Annotated in this window: 15 protein-coding genes; all 15 read right to left on the reverse strand. The window is 64.9% G+C overall.

Translation table 11 applies throughout. The annotated features are described in order from the left end of the window. Positions 1-14: 14 nt before the first annotated feature. The 15 genes from U0023_RS02210 to U0023_RS02280 all read right to left on the reverse strand — a co-directional run bounded on the left by U0023_RS02210 (position 15) and on the right by U0023_RS02280 (position 16801). Positions 15-1763 (reverse strand): M14 family zinc carboxypeptidase, encoded by a 1749-nt coding sequence (locus U0023_RS02210; protein ID WP_009763985.1) that lies wholly within the window; start codon positions 1761-1763, stop codon positions 15-17. After that, positions 1760-2617 (reverse strand): ABC transporter permease, encoded by an 858-nt coding sequence (locus U0023_RS02215; protein ID WP_009763984.1) that lies wholly within the window; start codon positions 2615-2617, stop codon positions 1760-1762. The genes U0023_RS02210 and U0023_RS02215 overlap by 4 nt, the downstream gene beginning before the upstream one ends. Before the next feature lie 5 nt (positions 2618-2622). Further along, entirely contained in the window at positions 2623-3543 is a 921-nt protein-coding gene (locus tag U0023_RS02220) for an ABC transporter permease (protein ID WP_040638736.1), read from the reverse strand. A gap of 110 nt (positions 3544-3653) precedes the next feature. Continuing rightward, positions 3654-5180 carry an ABC transporter substrate-binding protein gene (locus U0023_RS02225; protein WP_009763982.1) on the reverse strand — a complete coding sequence of 509 codons (1527 nt, stop codon included), beginning with the start codon at positions 5178-5180 and terminating at the stop codon, positions 3654-3656. Between the two features lie 28 nt (positions 5181-5208). Then, entirely contained in the window at positions 5209-7089 is a 1881-nt protein-coding gene (locus U0023_RS02230) for an ABC transporter ATP-binding protein (protein WP_052600605.1), read from the reverse strand. A 170-nt stretch (positions 7090-7259) separates the two neighbouring features. Beyond that, positions 7260-8525: an aminopeptidase gene (locus U0023_RS02235; RefSeq protein WP_009763980.1), complete on the reverse strand. Its 1266-nt coding sequence runs from the start codon at positions 8523-8525 to the stop codon at positions 7260-7262. A gap of 83 nt (positions 8526-8608) precedes the next feature. Next, entirely contained in the window at positions 8609-9715 is a 1107-nt protein-coding gene (gene modC / locus U0023_RS02240; RefSeq protein WP_009763979.1) for a molybdenum ABC transporter ATP-binding protein, read from the reverse strand. Then, positions 9712-10410 carry a molybdate ABC transporter permease subunit gene (gene modB, locus U0023_RS02245; protein ID WP_009763978.1) on the reverse strand — a complete coding sequence of 233 codons (699 nt, stop codon included), beginning with the start codon at positions 10408-10410 and terminating at the stop codon, positions 9712-9714. Before modB ends, modC begins: the two co-directional genes overlap by 4 nt. Next, positions 10407-11222, reverse strand: coding sequence for a molybdate ABC transporter substrate-binding protein (gene modA / locus U0023_RS02250; RefSeq protein WP_009763977.1), 816 nt, complete (start codon positions 11220-11222; stop codon positions 10407-10409). The genes modB and modA overlap by 4 nt, the downstream gene beginning before the upstream one ends. A 64-nt stretch (positions 11223-11286) precedes the next feature. Next, a complete protein-coding gene (msrQ, locus tag U0023_RS02255) occupies positions 11287-11931 on the reverse strand; it encodes a protein-methionine-sulfoxide reductase heme-binding subunit MsrQ (protein ID WP_009763976.1) in 645 nt (214 codons plus the stop codon). Continuing rightward, positions 11931-12875, reverse strand: a complete 945-nt coding sequence (gene msrP / locus U0023_RS02260) for a protein-methionine-sulfoxide reductase catalytic subunit MsrP (RefSeq protein WP_009763975.1) — start codon at positions 12873-12875, stop codon at positions 11931-11933. The genes msrQ and msrP overlap by 1 nt, the downstream gene beginning before the upstream one ends. An 85-nt stretch (positions 12876-12960) precedes the next feature. Next, positions 12961-13632, reverse strand: coding sequence for an N-acetylmannosamine-6-phosphate 2-epimerase (locus U0023_RS02265; protein ID WP_009763974.1), 672 nt, complete (start codon positions 13630-13632; stop codon positions 12961-12963). Between the two features lie 10 nt (positions 13633-13642). Then, positions 13643-14497, reverse strand: a complete 855-nt coding sequence (locus U0023_RS02270; RefSeq protein ID WP_009763973.1) for a carbohydrate ABC transporter permease — start codon at positions 14495-14497, stop codon at positions 13643-13645. Then, complete coding sequence (locus U0023_RS02275) at positions 14494-15426, reverse strand: carbohydrate ABC transporter permease (protein WP_009763972.1); 933 nt, start codon at positions 15424-15426, stop codon at positions 14494-14496. Before U0023_RS02275 ends, U0023_RS02270 begins: the two co-directional genes overlap by 4 nt. A gap of 127 nt (positions 15427-15553) precedes the next feature. Next, the gene (locus tag U0023_RS02280) at positions 15554-16801 is read right to left on the reverse strand and encodes an extracellular solute-binding protein (RefSeq protein ID WP_009763971.1); all 1248 of its coding nucleotides are present in this window, start codon (positions 16799-16801) and stop codon (positions 15554-15556) included. Between the last annotated feature and the right edge of the window lie 11 nt (positions 16802-16812).

Here is a 16812-nt window from a genome sequence, read left to right on the forward strand (position 1 = left end):
GGCAAATCCGGGTGCTAAACCTGCGCCGCCATGATCGACGCGAAGGCTTCCTCGGCGGCGATGACGGTCGCCATCTGGACCGTATGGGCGAAACGGTAAGCATCGCCGTAGATCGTCTCGTCCGGGAATTCCGTGATCAGGGTCAGCGGCGACGGATGGCGTTCGTCGGCGGTGATCAGACACGGAATGTCGTTGATGATCTCGTACGGCGTGCCCCCCGAATGGATCGAGCAGATCTCGATCTGCCGGCGGTTGAACTCAGCCAATCCCGGCACGGCCGAGAGGCCCGTCGTCACGGCTTCGACCAGGGTTCGCGCCGTCTCGCTCCAGGAGGGATGATGCCGCATGATCAGGAAGAAGCCCTTCGGGATCGACCAGAGCTCGAAGCCGCGCGGGAGATAGCCGGTAAAGGGCCGCGTCCATTCATGGGCCGGATAGCCGTGGAAGTTGAGGTGCAGCTGTGCGCCGGACATCTCCAGCGCCTGGTTGCGCGCGCCGATCTCGTAGAGCGGCTCCTTGCGTCCGTATTCCAGATCGCATCCGAGCGAGGTGTAACGTGCCGCATGGTGCATGTGGCGCGGGTTGCTCTCGCACAGCCGCCCGTGAAGAGCATAACCGTCGGGATTCTCGACCGGAACATAGGCGATGTTGGTGTCAGGATTGGCCAGCAGGCGGTGCACGGCTCTCAGCGTTCCCACGGGAGCCGAGGTCTCGTTCGCATGCTGCCCGCTGGTGACGAGGACCGCCGGACGCGAACCGGCCCGGTAAAGGCCCCGCACGGGACGTCCCTCCCGGGAGATCCCCTCGAAAGTTTTTCCGGGAAGCGCCGCGAGTTCGCGATAGATCTGATCGAGACCGGGCGCGGCATCCGCCGTCTCGATGTCCTGCTCGGGCCGCACCGGGTTCTCCGGCGGCCCGAAGGAGCGCAGCGTCACGCGCACATGCGCATCGCCGTTCCCGGCGCGGATGTCGGGCACGATCTGGCCGGGCTGCACGCTGCGGTCCTCGGGCGGACGGCCCGACTTGCGCTTGAAGAACTCGAGCAGCGAGAAATAGAAGTCCTCGTGCAGCGCCTCGCGGGTGCTCATCACCTCGTCGCCGTAATCGAGCGGGCGCTCGATGCCGGGGATCGTCACGTCGACGGCAATCGTCTCCGCATAGGGTTCCGTGTCGGGCCAGTCATGGGCCGCCACGGCCGCCATGACGGAGTGGAAGACCTGCTCGATCTCGGTCTCGAGCGGCTCGTCGAGATCCGGCGCATCGTCCGGCCGCTCCGTGATCTTCAACCATCCGGTCGGCGTGAGATCGACCTGATCGAGATGATTGGTGCGCAGGCGGTCCGGCGCGAAGACCGCATGCTCCGCCACATGGCCGTCCTTGTCCTCCAGAGTGACATGGTAGGTCATGTCGGCGGCGCCGGGTTCGAAGACGGTCTCGACGCCATCGAGCAGGGCTGCCAGGGGATAGGCCTCGGAGAGGAAGCGGAGCCGGTCCGCCTCCGCGTGCACCGGATAGCGCACGGTGACGCGCTTCAGATGGCCGGTCTCGAACTCTTCGAGGAAGGCGTGGACGAGCGGCTTATAGGCGCTGCGCAACCGCGCCCGGACGCCTGCTTCCGCCAGCACGGCTTCCGCCGCGCGTCGCGCCGCCTCGTCCTCGAAGAGCCAGGCTTCGAGCATCGCGCCGCGGTGATCGTTCCGGGCCCATTCGCGCAGGAGATTATCGAGAGTGCGAGAGATACGCTCGTCGAGCAAAATCGTCATCGTGATGTCTGTCCTGTCGGATCGAGAAGATCGCGCAGCCAATCGCCCAGAAGGTTCAGGCCGAGCACGGTGAACATGATGGCAAGTCCCGGAAACACGCTGACCCACCAGGCCGTCTGCAGATAGGTGCGGCCGTCGGCGAGCATGCCGCCCCAGCTCGGGATGAGCGGATCGACGCCGAGACCGAGGAACGTGAGGCTGCTTTCGAGAAGGATGTTGTTGGCCACGTTGAGCGTCATGAGAATGACGATGGGGCCGAGCACGTTGGGCAGGATATGGGTGAAGATGATGCGCCCGTTGCCGACACCGATGGCGCGGGCCGAGAGGATGAACTCCCGGTCCCGCAGGGCCAGCACGGAGCCGCGCACGAGCCGCGCATATTGCACCCATTGGGCGACGACCATGAAGAAGATGATCTTGTCGATGCCGGTGCCGAGAATGGCAAGGAACATGATGGCGAGGAGAATGAAGGGCAGCGCCAGCTGGATGTCGGCGAAGCGCATCAGCAGAACCTCGGCGATGCCGCGATAGTACCCGGCGACGAGGCCGACGATCGTTCCGACGATGACCGCTCCCACCACCGAGAGAACGCCGACCGTGAGCGAGATCTGTCCACCGACGATCACGCGCGCCAGCACGTCGCGGCCGAGCGGATCGGTGCCGAGGGGGTGAGCAAGGCTCTGGAACGGCGGCGTGAGCCGCGCCATGAGGTCCATGCTCTCGCCGCCATCCGGGAACAGGATCCCCGAGAACAGCACGGCCAGCCCCATGCCGACGGTGAGCAGGAGGCCGAGAACGAGTTCGAGCGAGCGGAAGTGCCGGCGCGCCGACGATACAGCCTGAGCGGCAGCCATGGAGCCTACTCCGTCCGGATGCGCGGGTCGATCAGCCCGTAGGCGATATCGACCAGGAGGTTGATGAGCACGATGAAGAGCGCGAGCACCGTGATGGTGCCTTGCAGCACCGGGTAGTCGCGGTTCGAGATGGCGTCGAAGGCGAGCGTGCCCATGCCGGGCCAGTTGAACACCCGCTCGATGATGACAATGCCGCCGATGAGGCCGCCGAACTGAAGGCCGATATAGGTGACGAGCGGAATGGCCGAGTTGCGCAGGGCGTGCTTGTAGAGAACGACCCGGTCGCGCAGGCCCTTGGACCTCGCCACCATGATGTATTGCTGCGAGAGCGTCTCCAGCATGGAGGTGCGCACGAGGCGCACGTTGGTGGCCGTGAGGATGATCGCCATGGTCAGCGCCGGCATGACGAAGCTCTCCGGCCCCTCCATGCCGCTCGGCGGCAGAAGACCGAGCACGATGGAGAACAGCAGCACCATCATGATGGCGAGCCAGAAATTCGGGAATGACAGGCCGACCAGCGACAGGATGCGGATCATCTGATCCGGCCAGCGCCCGCGATTGACCGCCGCATAAACGCCGAGAGGCACCGACAGGACGATGGAGACGATGAGCGACGTGAACGCCAGCAGGAGGGTGGCCGGTAGGGCATTGGCGATGAGCATGGAAACGGGGGTGCCGCCCATGAAGCTCTTGCCGAAATCGCCCGTGATCATGCCCTCGAGAAAGTCGAGGTACTGAACGAAGAACGGACGTTCGAGCCCGAGCGCCTGCCGGATGTTCTGCAGGTCCTGCTCGGTGACGTTGCCGCCACCCATCAGCATGATCGCTGGATCGCCCGACAGCCTGATCGCGAAGGAGACGATCAGAGTCACTGCGAGGACCACGAAAACAGCCTGCAACAATCGTTTGAGGATGAAGCCCGCCATCGGGTGGTCCTTCTTGCTCTCGGAAAAACGGCCCCGCTGACGCGGGGCCTGATCTTGCATGTCAAAGCCTCGGACACGCGTCGTTCGCGACGCATGTCCGAGACGGTTTCTTACTCCACCGTCGTTTCCGTGAAGCGGAAGCGGCGGTCGGACGGAGCGTCGAAGTTCTTCACCCGCTTGTTCACGCCGTAGAGCGTGTTCTGGTTGTAGAGGGGAATCTCGAGCGCCTGATCGGCCACGTAGCGGGCGATCTCCTGGAGAACCTTCTCGCGCTCCTTCACGTCGTACATCGTGCGCTGCTTCTCGAGCAGGGCGTTCAGCTTGGGATCGTTGTCGTACGGGTTCCACTTCTCGCCCGAGTGATACATCAGGTAAGCGGTGTTGTCGTAGTCGAAGGTCCATCCGCCCCAGGCATTGTGCCAGGCTTCGCCGGTCTTGCCGTTCGGAATGATGTCATTGAGCAGAACCGGGGGCTCGTGCGGCTGCAGCGAGGGCTTGAGGCCCAGCGCCTGGAGGAAGCCGGCGGCGGCCTGCGCCACTTCGCGGAACGTCGCGTCGTTGCCACGGAAGTCGATCCGCACCGGCGCGCCGGCCGGAACCTTGGCCTGCTGCAGCATCTGCTTCGCCTTGGCGAGATCGAAGGGAAGCGGCTTCATGCTCGGATCGTAGCCGAAGGACAGGTCGGACTGGAAGCTTGCGATCGGCTTCGCGTGACCGAGGAGCACGGCCTTGATGATCGCGTCGCGGTCGATGCCCATGATCAGAGCCTTGCGGACGTTCACGTCCTTCGTGATGCCCTCCTTGGTGTTCAGGCGCAGGGCGACGACGGTTGGACCGGTGATGCTGATGAGGCTCAGGTTAGGGCTCTTCTCCACTGTCGGCGCGAGGCCGAACGGGATGAGAGTCGCGACATCGATGCGGCCCGCCTGCAGCTCGGCCACCTGGGTGTTCGCCTCGGAGATGAAGCGCGTCACGACCTTGTCGAGCTTCGGCGCGCCGCCCCAGTGCTCCGGGAAGGCTTCGAGCGTGAGGCTGACCTTCGGGGTGTATTCGGCGAACTTGAACGGCCCGGTGCCGACCGGGTTCATGTTGAAATAGGCGTCGCCCTTTTCCTGAATGTACTTGGGCGGCACGATCATGCCGCCGTAGCCGGCGAGCTTGGTCAGCAGGACGGGGTCCGGCTGCTTCATGACGAAGTCGACCGTGGAATCGTCGACGACTTCCACGTGGTCGATGGAGTTGTAGTTCGACTGCTGCGGCCCCTTCCTGCCCTCCTCGCCGAGGAGGCGGTCGAAGGTGAACTTCACGGCTTCCGCATTGAACGGTTCGCCGTTGTGGAACTTCACGTTCTGACGCAGCTTGAAGCGGATCCGGCTGTTGTTGTCGAGGAACTCCCACGACGTGGCGAGGCCAGGCTTCAGCTTCATGTCCGCGCCGCGGGCCGTCAGGCCGTCGAAGATGTTGTTGGCGGCGGATGACCAGTCGACCAGGAACGTGTCGATGGGATCCCAGCTGCCCGGGTCGATGGCAACCGCCGTGGTCAGCGTTCCGGCGGCCTGGGCGCCGGATGCCGTCATCGGCGCCAGCGCGACAGCGGCCGTCAGGCCGAGCGCCTTGATCGTAGCAGAGAACTTCATGTCGTTGTCTCCCTTATGAATTCGTGTCTCACGCAGCTCCGCGGAGCTGATCGGTCTCGATGGCGACCCAATGTCCAGGCTCGACCTCGCGCATGCGGTGGATGGCGGGCTCCTGGCCCACCGGACGCACGGGGCTCGGGATCTCGCCCTCGATCCTCGTCTTGGCCCGCTCGCGCTGCGGATCGGCAATCGGCACCGCCGAGAGCAGCTTGCGGGTGTAGGAATGCTGCGGGTTCTCGAAGATCGCCCGACGGGTCCCGAGCTCGACGATCTGACCGAGATACATCACGGCGACGCGGTGACTGATCTTCTCCACCACGGCCATGTCATGGGTGATGAAGAGATAGGACAGGCGCTTCCGCTCCTGCAGCTCCATGAGCAGGTTGACGATCTGAGCCTGGATCGACACGTCGAGCGCGGACACGGATTCGTCCGCAATGACGAGCTTCGGATTGCTCGCGAGCGCCCGCGCGATGCAGACGCGCTGGCGCTGGCCGCCCGAGAACTCGTGCGGGTAGCGCTTGGCATGCTGCGGCTGCAGGCCGACCTGCTCCAGCAATTCGTGCACCCGCCGGTCCCGCTCCTTGCGGTCGTTGATCAGGCCATGGACGATGATCGGCTCCGCGATGCTGTAGCCCACTGTATGGCGCGGATCGAGCGACGCGAAGGGATCCTGGAAGATGTACTGGATCTCCTGCCGCAGGCGACGCCGCTCGCCCTGGCTCATGGCGGCCATGTCGCGCCCGTCGAAGCGCACCGTGCCGCCCGTCGGCTCGACGAGCTGCTGCAGCGTGCGCCCGATGGTCGACTTGCCGCTGCCGGATTCGCCCACGAGCGCCAGCGTCTCGCCGGGATAGATGTCGAAGCTCACCTCCTCCACCGCATGGACCCGGTGGGTCACGCGGCCGAAGAAGGTCTTGCCCACATCGAAGCGCGTGGTGAGCTTGTCCACCTGAAGGATCGGCTTCGTGTAGTCGGCGGTGTTCTGCTCATGGGTCTCGCCGACCGGCTTGGCGACGCCGCCATCCATCACCATGACGGGCGTGCGCTTCGGGAAAGGCTGCCCTTTGAGGCTGCCCAGGCGCGGCACGGCCGACAGAAGAGCCCTAGTATAGGGATGCTGAGGCGCGGCGAAGATGTCGCGCACCGGCGCCTGCTCCACCTTCTCGCCCTTCCACATCACCACCACGTCGTCGGCCATTTCGGCCACGACGCCCATGTCGTGCGTGATGAAGATGACGGCGGTGCCCATCTCCTGCTGCAGATCGCGGATGATGTTGAGGATCTGCGCCTGGATCGTCACGTCGAGGGCCGTGGTCGGCTCGTCGGCGATCAGGAGCTTCGGATTGCAGGCGAGCGCCATCGCGATCATCACGCGCTGGCGCATGCCGCCGGAGAGCTGGTGCGGGTAGCGGTCGAGCAGCTTGTCCGCGTCGGGAAGACGCACCTTCTGCAGGAGCTCCTTCGCGCGCTGGCGTGCGTCGCGCCCGCCCAGGCCCTGGTGCAGGATCAGGGTTTCGGAAATCTGGTTGCCGATGGTGAAGACGGGATTGAGCGACGTCATCGGCTCCTGGAAGATCATCGCGATGTCGTTGCCGCGGATCTCCCTGAGCTTGGCATCCGACGCCTTGACGAGGTCGCGCGCCTCGCCCCCGTCGGGGCGAAACAGCACCTGTCCCCCAGTGATGCGTCCGCCCGTGTAGTCGGTCAGACGCATGATCGCCAGGGAGGTGACGGACTTGCCCGATCCGGACTCGCCGACGACCGCCAGGGTCTTGCCCGGCTGCACATCGAAGCTGACGTCCTTGACGGCTCTGAAGGCGCCCTCCCCCTTGCCGAACTCCACCGAGAGGGAGCGAACCGACAGGAGGGCTTGGTCCTGAGACCTACGATTGGCAGTATCCGACATCCATCCATGCTCGCGAGACGGCGCCGAGCTTACGTGCATAAGCCCAGTACCTCTTTGATACCTGTCTTCCATCACAGCGACGGACCCGGTCCGTCAAGGTCTGTTTGCGTCGGATCAGGCAATCTCCGGCATCATCGACGCCGGAAACTCGCGAATAAAGCAGGCCGACGTTATGGCGTAACCCATTCGCCGCCGCGCATGAGAGGCTCGGCCCTGCCGTCCTGCGTCACACCGTCCACATCGATGCGCTCGGAGCCGATCATCCAGTCGATATGGATCAGGCTCTTGTTGGAACCGCGCGCGGCGAGCTCCTCCTCGCTCATCGTTCCGCCGCCCTGGATGCACTTGCTGTAAGCCTGGCCGAGGGCGATGTGGCTGGAGGCGTTCTCGTCGAACAGGGTGTTGAAGAAGAGCAGCCCGCTTCGCGAGATCGGCGACGAATTGGGCACGAGAGCCACTTCGCCGAGGTGGCGGGCGCCCTCGTCCGTATCGAGAACCTTGTTCAGCACGGCTTCTCCGGTGCGCGCCTTGCTCTCCACGATCCGGCCGGCCTCGAACCGCACCTGGATGTCCTGGATCAGGGTGCCGTTGTAGGAAAGCGGCTTGGTGCTGGTCACATGCCCGTCGACCCGGTCCCTATGGGGCGTGGTGAACACCTCCTCGGTCGGGATGTTGGCATTGCAGACGACGCCGTTCTTCGCCCGGGTGGCGCCGCCGTTCCATTCATGCCCGTCCGCCAGGCCGACGCGAAGGTCGGTCCCGGGACCGCGGAAATGGAGCGCGGCATAGTTCTTTCCGTTGAGAAGGCGCGTACGCGCCCGGAGATTCGCGTTATGCGCCTCCCATGCGGCGATGGGATCCGGCGTATCGACCCGGGAGGCCGAGAAAATCGCCTGCCAAAGCTTGGCGACGGCCACATCCTCCGGGTCGTCCGGGAACACGGTCTTCGCCCAGGCGGGCGTCGCGGCGGACACGATGGTCCAGTTGATGTCGAATCCGGCGATCATGTTGAGGGCCGGCATGTAGGCCTTCGAGCGGGCCCGGTTGGCGCGGGAAACCTTCTCCGGATCCTCCTTGGCGAGCAGGGACGGATCCTCGCCGACGATGGCGAGCCGCGCCGCGCCGTTCCTGTAGGCGGCCGCCATCCCCTCGTAGAGCCAGGACGCCGCCGTATCGAAGCTCTCGTCACGGGCGTTCCGGAAGCGCATGAGCGCGCTCTCCTCGTCGGAGAAGATCGTGGTGACCAGCGAGGCGCCGGCCTTGTAGGCGTGCTCGGTGACGCGCCGCACGAGGGCGACGGCTTCGAGCGGCGCGGTCACGACCAGTTCCTGCCCGGGCTTCAGCCCGAGCCCAACGCGGACGGCGACTTCCCCCAAGCGGTCGAGAAGCTTGGCGTTTGACGCGGCATCGGCCGGATTCCGGACTTGTTCGTTCATGGTCTTGGACTCGCGAAACTGAAAAGGTTAGCCGGTGAGGCTACACTGCTCTGCCGCCGACGCAACCTCGACGGCTGGGAATATCACACATCATGCGGCGCCACGCTCCCGAGAGCCTCCGGATCGAAGGCGATGCTCTTGATGATGGCATGGACGGCAAGCCCCGGGGCAAGACCGAGTTCTCTCACCGATCTACGGGTCACCCGGGCGACGATCGCGTCCCCGCCGCATTCCAGCATCACGTCGACGCTCGGCCCGCCGGTATCGTCGATGGAGGCGATGCGCCCGGGCAGTATGTTGAGCGCGCTCAGGCCCTCGGGCCGGTGCAGCGAGAGAATGATGTCGCGGGCGCGAAGGCGGACGCGCAGGGGTGCGCCGATGGGGCGTTCGATCCGCGGGACGGTCAGGAGACCGGCCTTGGCCTGAAGGATGGTCAACCCGAACCCGTCCTCATGCCTCAGGATCTGGGCTTCGACCAGGGCGCCGGCCTCCGCCGGGCCGACCTGTGCGAAGAGATCGGTATGCCGCAGGATTTCCGAAGCCCTGCCCGACGCCGTCACCCGGCCCTCGGACAGGACGACGACGGACGTAGCAAGCCGTGCGATCTCGGCGACGGAATGGCTGACGAGAACGATGGGCACCGCGCCCTCGTCGCGCAGGCGCTCGATATACGGATAGATCTCGGCCTTTCGCGCCTCGTCGAGGGAGGCCAGCGGCTCGTCCATGAGCAGCAGTTGCGGATCGGCCAGGAGCGCCCGCCCGATGGCGACCCTCTGCTTCTCGCCGCCCGACAACGTGGACGGTCGCCGCTCCAGCAGATGCCCGATGCCGAGGAGATCGACCACATGGTCGAAGTTCGCCGTTCTTTCCCGCCGAGGGGTGAACCAGCGCCCGAAGAGGAGGTTCTGGCGCACGTCGAGATGCGGGAAGAGGCGCCCCTCCTGAAAGACATAGCCGATCCGCCGCCGGTGCTTGGGCACGAAGACGTTCTTCTTCGTATCGACCAGCACCCGATCCTGCACGACAACCCGGCCATGCTCCGGCCGGACGAGGCCGCCGATCGCATTGACGATGGTCGTCTTGCCGGAACCGGACGGGCCGAACAGGGCCGTCAGCCCGCCGCCGGACTGAAAGCGCGCCTGCAGGACGAAGCCGCCCTGCTCATGTCGGATGTCGACCTCGAGGATCATCGCGCCTGCACTCGCAAGCGCGCACGGCGGGCGAACCACTCGGACATCCAGAGAGCCGCGATGGAGATGACGACGGAAACGAGCGTCAGCCGCATCGCGCCGCTCTCGCCTCCCGGCACCTGCGTATAGGCATAGATGGCGCTCGGGATGGTCTGCGTTTCACCGGGGATGTTGGACACGAAGGTGATCGTCGCCCCGAACTCGCCCATCGCCTTTGCAAAGGACAGCACCATGCCGGCGATGATGCCCGGAAGGATCAACGGCAGGGTCACGATTCCGAAGACCCAGACAGGATGCGCGCCCAAAGTGCCGGCCGCGTCCTCGAGCTTGCGGTCGACCGATGCGATGGACAGGCGGATGGCGCGCACCAGCAGCGGAAAGCCCATGATGGCGCAGGCGAGCGCGGCGCCCGTCCAGCGAAACGACAGGACGATCCCGAACTGCTCGGCGAGAAAAGACCCGATGGGTCCGCGCCGCCCGAAGCCGATAAGAAGAGCCCAGCCGACCACGACCGGGGGCAGCACGAGGGGAAGGTGCACGATCACATCGAGCGCCTGCCGTCCCCAGAAGCGGCCGCGTTCCAAAAGCAGCGCGACGGCGATGCCGGGGATGAGGCTCGCCGTCATCGCCACGAAGGCGACCTTCAGGCTCAGGCGGACCGCCGTCCATTCTTCCGGGGAAAGCCAGTCGGTCACGAACCGGAGGTCGCTTTGCCGACGAAGGTGAAGCCCTGCTTGTCGAAGAACGGCTTGGACTTGTCCGAGCGCAGGAAGGCCAGGAACGCTGCGGCGTCAGGGTTGGCGGAATCCTTCGTGAGCGCGACCGGATAGACGATGGGCGGATGGCTCTCGTCCGGGAACGTGGCGACGATGCTCACGTTCGGATCGGACACGGCATCGGTCCTGTAGACGATGCCGAGCGGCGCCTCGCCGCGCGACACGAGCAGGAGAGCGGCACGCACGTTGTCCGCCTGGGCCACCTTGTCCTTCACGCCGTTCCAGGCGCCGAGATGCTCGAGCGCGGCCTTGCCGTATTTTCCCGCCGGGACCGCGTCCACATGGCCCATGGCCAAGCGGTTGCTGCCGAGAATGGCCGCGAGGTCGATGCCGGGCTGGAGCTGAACCTGCAGGGTCGAGCCCTTGGCCGCAACGAGGACCAGCGCGTTGCCGAGCAGGCTGACGCGGCTCTCCGGCTTGATCGATCCCTTCGAGGCCAGGTAATCCATCCAGTCGAGATCGGCGGAGAAGAAGAGATCCGCCGGGGCGCCGGCCTCGATCTGCTTGGCCAGCGCATTGCTGGCGGCATAGGAGATCGTGACCCGCTTGCCGGTCTCGCGCATCCAGGCCGCGCCGGCATCATCGAGCGCATTCTTCAGGCTGGCCGCCGCGAACACCACCACGTCCCTGGTCTGGGCCGAAGCCGCGCCGACCAGCGTGAAACCCGAGAGAAGCAGCCCGAAGAGAAGCGTCTTCGCAATCTTGCCTATGGAAGGTCGTGTCGAGTGCATCCTCTGTCTCCCGGATGGAGCTGGCCCGCTTGGTACAGGTATCCTAGTGAAGCGATCGGGCCCTTCAAGCGGCGCGGCGCCTCGGCGAGGGCTTCCTCACCATCGGGCGGACCAGCCGGTAGCCGAGCAGCGTGGCCACGATGGCCGCATAGACGAGCGGTTCGGGCGGCCAGGATTTCACCACCAGCAGGAAATGCAGCGCCGCCCCGATGGCCGCGACATAGACCAGGCGGTGCAACTTTGCCCAGGCCTGGCCTCCCATCCGCCGGATCGCGGCATTGTTGGAGGTCACCGCCAGGGGGATGAGGATGACGAAGGTCGCCATGCCGATGGTGATGTAGGGCCGCTTGACGATGTCGGCCACGATGGCCGCAAGATCGAGGCCCTGGTCGAGCACCAGATAAGTGGTGAGATGCAGGGCGGCATAATAGAACGCCAGCAGCCCCAAGGCCCGGCGGTAGCGCAGCAGGTTGATGTTGAAGAGCTGGCGCAGCGGCGTGATCGCCAGGGTGGCGATCAGGAAGCGCAGCGCCCAGAGCCCCAGCGCCTGCTCCAGGTAACGCATCGGATCGGCCCCGAGCCGATCGTCGATGCCCGCATAGAACAGCCAGACCGCCGGGATGAAGCCGACGATATAGACGGCGATCTTCGGCACCTGAGGCAGGGCGAAACCCTTCTTCTCGCCCTGAACGGAGGCTCGTCCCGCCATCAGTAGAGCTTCCGCAGGTCCATGCCGGTATAGAGGCTCGCCACCTGCTCGGCATAGCCGTTGAACATCAGCGTCGGACGGCGTTTCGCGAACAGGCCGCCCTCGCCGATGCGCCGCTCGGTCGCCTGGCTCCAGCGGGGATGGTCCACGTTCGGGTTCACGTTGGCATAGAAGCCGTATTCGCTCGGCGCCTGCTTGTTCCAGGAGGTCGGCGGCTGCTTGTCCACGAAGCTGATCCGGGTGATCGACTTGATGCCCTTGAAGCCGTATTTCCACGGAACGACGAGGCGGATCGGTGCGCCGTTCTGGTTCGGCAGGGTCTCGCCGTAGAGACCGACGGCCAGAAGCGTCAGGGGGTTCATGGCCTCGTCCAGGCGCAGTCCCTCCACATAAGGCCATTCGAGCACCGGAAAGATCGAATCCAGGCCCGGCATTTCATCAGGCCGGAAAGCGGTCTCGAAGGCGATGTATTTCGCGCTGCCCAGGGGCTCCACCCGCTTGATCAGGTCGGCCAGCGGGAAGCCGACCCAGGGGATGACCATGGACCAGCCTTCGACGCAGCGCATGCGGTAGATGCGCTCCTCCAGGGCCGGGGACTTTATGAGATCCTCGATGGCGAATTCGGCGGGCTTGCCCACCATGCCGTCGACCTTGACCGTCCAGGGCGCGGTCTTGAGGCTGCCGGCCTTGGCCGCCGGATCCTCCTTGCCGGTCCCGAACTCGTAATAGTTGTTGTAGCTCGTGACGTCCTCGCGGCTCGTCTTCTTCTCGTCCGTCGAGAAGGGGCTTTTGGCGCCGGACAGGGGAGCGGCTTCCAGGCCCTTCGGAAGGGAAGCGGTCAAAGCCAATCCGGCCGCGCCTGCCATCCATTGGCGGCGATTGAAATAGACCTCCCGCGGCGTGATTTCGGAGGGCAGGACATCGTCAGGGCGGCGGATCAGCACGGCATCACCTCGTTTCAAACCCATTGTGAATGGGTACACCCGAGAACGCCAGACGTGGCCTCACATTTCCGTTACAGTTTTTCGTTCAGGGGTTCACGGCCTGGACGAACCGTCGCGTGATCTCGCGCGGGTTGGTGATCGCGGTCCCCACCACCACCGCATGGGCCCCGCGCCGGAAAGCCTCGGCCACGAGATCGGGCGTGTCGAAGCGTCCTTCCGCGACGACCGGCACTGCAAGCTCCGCAACGAGAGCCGACAGGAGTTCCAGATCGGGACCCGGACCCTTGCGGAGGGCGGTTTCCTCCGTGTAGCCGGCCAGTGTCGTAGCGACATAGGTCGCGCCTGCGGCATGGGCGCCGCGCCCCTCCTCCAGGGTGGAGATGTCGGCGAAAACCTCCCGGCCCAGCTCCGTCAGGATGCGGCCGATCAGGCGCTCCACCGGATTGCCGTTGCGCGGGCGCGGCGTGGCGTCGATGCCGATGATGTCCGCGCCCGCTTTCGCGATCTGCTCCGCCTGCGCGAAGCCCGGCGTGATGTAGACCGGGAAGCGGTCGTCCCACACCTTGGAGATCCCGATGATAGGGAGGCTCGTCACCGCACGGATCGCCGCCACGTCGGCCTCGCCGTTGGCGCGGATTCCTTTCGCGCCGCCCGCCTCCGCCGCCTGCGCCATGGCGGACATGTGGATGGAGCCGTGCAGCGGGTTGTCGGCCCGGGCCTGGCAGGAGACCACGAGGGCCCCTTTCGGGATCAGCATTGTCCGTCTCCTACTTCACGGCGCCGGCGGTCATGCCCTGGATGAACTGGCGCGACAGGGCGATGTAGAGAAGCGTGATCGGGGCGGCCGCGATGGTCAGGCCGGCGAACAGCATGCCCCAATCGGTCGTGTACTCGCCCATGAAGGTGGTCAGGCCCTGCGGCAGGGTCTTGCGGGCATCGGTCTGGATGAAGACCAGCGGAAAGAAGAAGTCGTTCCAGATCGGCACCGCGTTCTGAATGGCGGCAATCGCCATGGGGGGACGCGCCAGCGGCAGCATGACCGACCACATGATGCGGGGCTCGGATGCGCCGTCGATCCGAGCCGCATCCTCGAGCTCCGCCGGCAGGGTACGCAGGAAGCCCGCCATGATGAACACGGTCGAAGGCAGGCCGATGGCCGTATAGGTGACGATCAGGCTCCAGCGGCTGTCGAGGAGGCCGAGATCGCGCAGCAGGATGAAGAGCGGGATCACCGCGAGCTTCAGGGGCAGCATCAGCCCTGCCAGGAAGAACAGCAGGATGAAGGTGTTCGTACGCGACTCGTAGCGCGCCACCGCGTAGCCCGCCATGGTGCCCAGCACCAGGATCAGGATGATCGAGGTGCCCGTGACCAGGACCGAGTTGACGAAGTAGGTCGGCATTGCGGTCTCGCCGAGCACCTTGGCGAAGTTGCCCACCTGCGTGAAATCGGGCAGCGCGAAGGGATGCTCGAAGATCTCGCCCGTCGTCTTGAAGGCGGACAGCACCATCACCACGACCGGATAGAGCATGATGAAGGAATTCGCGATCAGGATGACCTGGGCGAGCAGGACGAAGGGAATGGCTTGGCGCGTGGCCGGCGTATCGGACGTGATGGCGGTCAAAACTGGATCTCCCGACGGCGCAGCCACAGGGTCAGCATGGACGCGAAGACGACGATGAAGAGGAAGAGGAGCGTGGCCAGTGCCGAGCCCATGCCGAAATTCTGAATGCTGGCGCTCTGGTTGCCGAAAGCCGTGCGGTAGAAGACCAGCCCGAGCACGTCCGTGGTGCCGAAGGGCGAGCCGTCGAGACCGACCATCACGTATGGAATCTCGAACCAGTTGAACGCGCCGATGAAGAGCAGCGTGAAGAGAATCGTGGTGCTCGGCGCCACCAGCGGCCACACGATGTTCTTCAGAAGCTGCCACTCGCTGGTTCCGTCGAGCCGGGCCGCCTCGATGACTTCCGGCGGGATTCGCTGCATGCCGGCCAGATAGACGAGCGCTGGGAAACCGACGAAGTGCCAGGCATTGGCGAGGATGAGGGCTCCCAGGGCCGTCGAGGAATCGCCGAGCCATGGCTTGGCCAACGAATCGAGCCCCAGGGAATAAAGCGCCTGATTGATGATGCCGAAATTCGGATTGAGGAAGAGCTTCCAGAGAAAGCCGACGATGATCGTCGACAGCACCACCGGCACGAAGATCGCGATGCGGTGAAATCGGAAGCCGAAGGGCTCCTTGTAGAGAAGCCAGGCGAGGAAGAACCCGCCGCCGTTCTGGATGATCATCAGCGCGATCAGCGCATAGACGTTATGCAGGAAGGCGTTCCACACCACGGGCGCCATGGTGGCGCCGAACAGCACTTCCTTGAAGTTCTTCAGGCCGACGAATGGGCCCCGCGCCAATCCCTGCCAATCGTAGAAGGCATAGGCGAAGGCAGACAGGATCGGATAGACCACGAACAGCGACATGAAGGCGATCGGCGGGACGACGAGAAACGCCACCCATAACCGGTGCTTCAACGTGCGGGGCTGTTGGCGCGAGGCGTGCATGACTTGACCTTGGGAAGGCATCCCCCGTTATGGCCGGGCTTGTCCCGGCCACCCACGTCTTGGGAATCGCTACGTGTCAAAGACGTGGATCCCCGGGCCAAGCCCGGGGATGACGAGAGGATTGTGCTTACTTCTGGAAGGGCTTGTAGTAGGTCGCGATGCCCTTGTTGATCTCGGCCGCAGCCTGCTCCGGCGTCTGCTGGCCGGCGAGCATCTTCTGCACGTTCGATTGCAGCAGCACCGAGCCGCTCGGCTCCTGGTAGCGGAAACGCACGAGCATCAGGTAGGACATGGAATTTTCGGCGAGCTTCGCCACGTCCTGAGTGATCGGATCCTCGATCTTGATGCCCTTGATCGGCGACAGGTTCTTGAGCGTGTTGGTGAAGGCCGTGCCGTATTCCGGCGTAGCGAGGAAGCGCACGAACTTGAGCGCCGCGTCCTTCTTCTCGGACTTTGCGTTCACCGCGTAACCGCCGTCGTAATAGGTGGCGATCAGCGCCTGGTCGCCCGCCTTCATGATGGGGGCCGGGAAGACGCCGAGATCGAGCGTGGGGTTCTGGTTCTTGAAGTTCGCCACCTCGTAGGAACCGCCCGCGAACATGGCCGCGCGGCCCGCCACGAAGAGCTGCTGCGAGGACGGATAATCCACGCCGGTGAAGTTCGGCGCGAAGTACTGGCTGATGTCCTTCAGCTTGGCGAGCGCGCTGACGAAGCGCGGATCGGTGAAGTTCGCCTCGCCGGACACGATGTCGGCCTCGAAGTCCTTGCCGAGCATGGACGAGAGCAGGCCGCCGACGATGGTCTCGTTCTGCCAGGCCGTTGCCGTGCCGTTGGAGAACGGATTGATGTTCTTGGCCTTCAGGGCCTGGGCCAAGGCCATCATCTCGTCCCAGGTCTTCGGCGGATTCAGGCCGTTATCCTTGAAGATCTTCTTGTTGTAGACGACGAGCTGCGCCTGCATGGCGAAGGGAACCGCATAGACCTTGCCGTCCGAGCGCAGGGTCTCGGCCGCGAGCGCCGCTTCCGGGAAGTTCGCCAGTTCCGGCACGTTCTGCTTGTCGAGGGCGAGCAGGTAGCCGGGAGTCGCGATCGTCTCCAGATTGCCGTAGGCGCGCACCTGGATCACGTCCGGACCGCGACCGGCGGCGAGCGCCGTGGAGAGGATGGTCTGGTAGTTCTCCGGCGCGTAGGTCTCGAACTTCACCGTGATGCCCGGCTCGGCGGCCTGGAATTTCTTGATGATGTCCTGGTAGAAAGCCTTGTCTTCCTGGCGCCAGCTCCAGAAGGTCAGCTCGGTCTGGGCCATGGCGGCCGTGCCTGAGAGCAGGAAGCCTGCTGCGGCAGCGCCCATCAGAATGCGTCGGGTCAGTTTCATTGTGGGTTCCC

This window comes from Microvirga lotononidis (genome assembly GCF_034627025.1).
In the GTDB taxonomy this organism is placed as follows: domain Bacteria; phylum Pseudomonadota; class Alphaproteobacteria; order Rhizobiales; family Beijerinckiaceae; genus Microvirga; species Microvirga lotononidis.

Excerpts from the sequence above, each read along its gene's own strand:
- U0023_RS02220 (WP_040638736.1), bottom strand. The coding sequence starts at position 3,543 with ATGGCGGGCTTCATCCTCAAACGATTGTTGCAGGCTGTTTTCGTGGTC.
- U0023_RS02275 (WP_009763972.1), bottom strand. The coding sequence starts at position 15,426 with ATGCACGCCTCGCGCCAACAGCCCCGCACGTTGAAGCACCGGTTATGG.
- modC (WP_009763979.1), bottom strand. The coding sequence starts at position 9,715 with ATGATCCTCGAGGTCGACATCCGACATGAGCAGGGCGGCTTCGTCCTG.
- U0023_RS02235 (WP_009763980.1), bottom strand. The coding sequence starts at position 8,525 with ATGAACGAACAAGTCCGGAATCCGGCCGATGCCGCGTCAAACGCCAAG.
- U0023_RS02210 (WP_009763985.1), bottom strand. The coding sequence starts at position 1,763 with ATGACGATTTTGCTCGACGAGCGTATCTCTCGCACTCTCGATAATCTC.
- msrQ (WP_009763976.1), bottom strand. The coding sequence starts at position 11,931 with ATGGCGGGACGAGCCTCCGTTCAGGGCGAGAAGAAGGGTTTCGCCCTG.
- U0023_RS02225 (WP_009763982.1), bottom strand. The coding sequence starts at position 5,180 with ATGAAGTTCTCTGCTACGATCAAGGCGCTCGGCCTGACGGCCGCTGTC.
- U0023_RS02215 (WP_009763984.1), bottom strand. The coding sequence starts at position 2,617 with ATGGCTGCCGCTCAGGCTGTATCGTCGGCGCGCCGGCACTTCCGCTCG.
- U0023_RS02265 (WP_009763974.1), bottom strand. The coding sequence starts at position 13,632 with ATGCTGATCCCGAAAGGGGCCCTCGTGGTCTCCTGCCAGGCCCGGGCC.
- modA (WP_009763977.1), bottom strand. The coding sequence starts at position 11,222 with ATGCACTCGACACGACCTTCCATAGGCAAGATTGCGAAGACGCTTCTC.
- U0023_RS02280 (WP_009763971.1), bottom strand. The coding sequence starts at position 16,801 with ATGAAACTGACCCGACGCATTCTGATGGGCGCTGCCGCAGCAGGCTTC.
- U0023_RS02230 (WP_052600605.1), bottom strand. The coding sequence starts at position 7,089 with ATGTCGGATACTGCCAATCGTAGGTCTCAGGACCAAGCCCTCCTGTCG.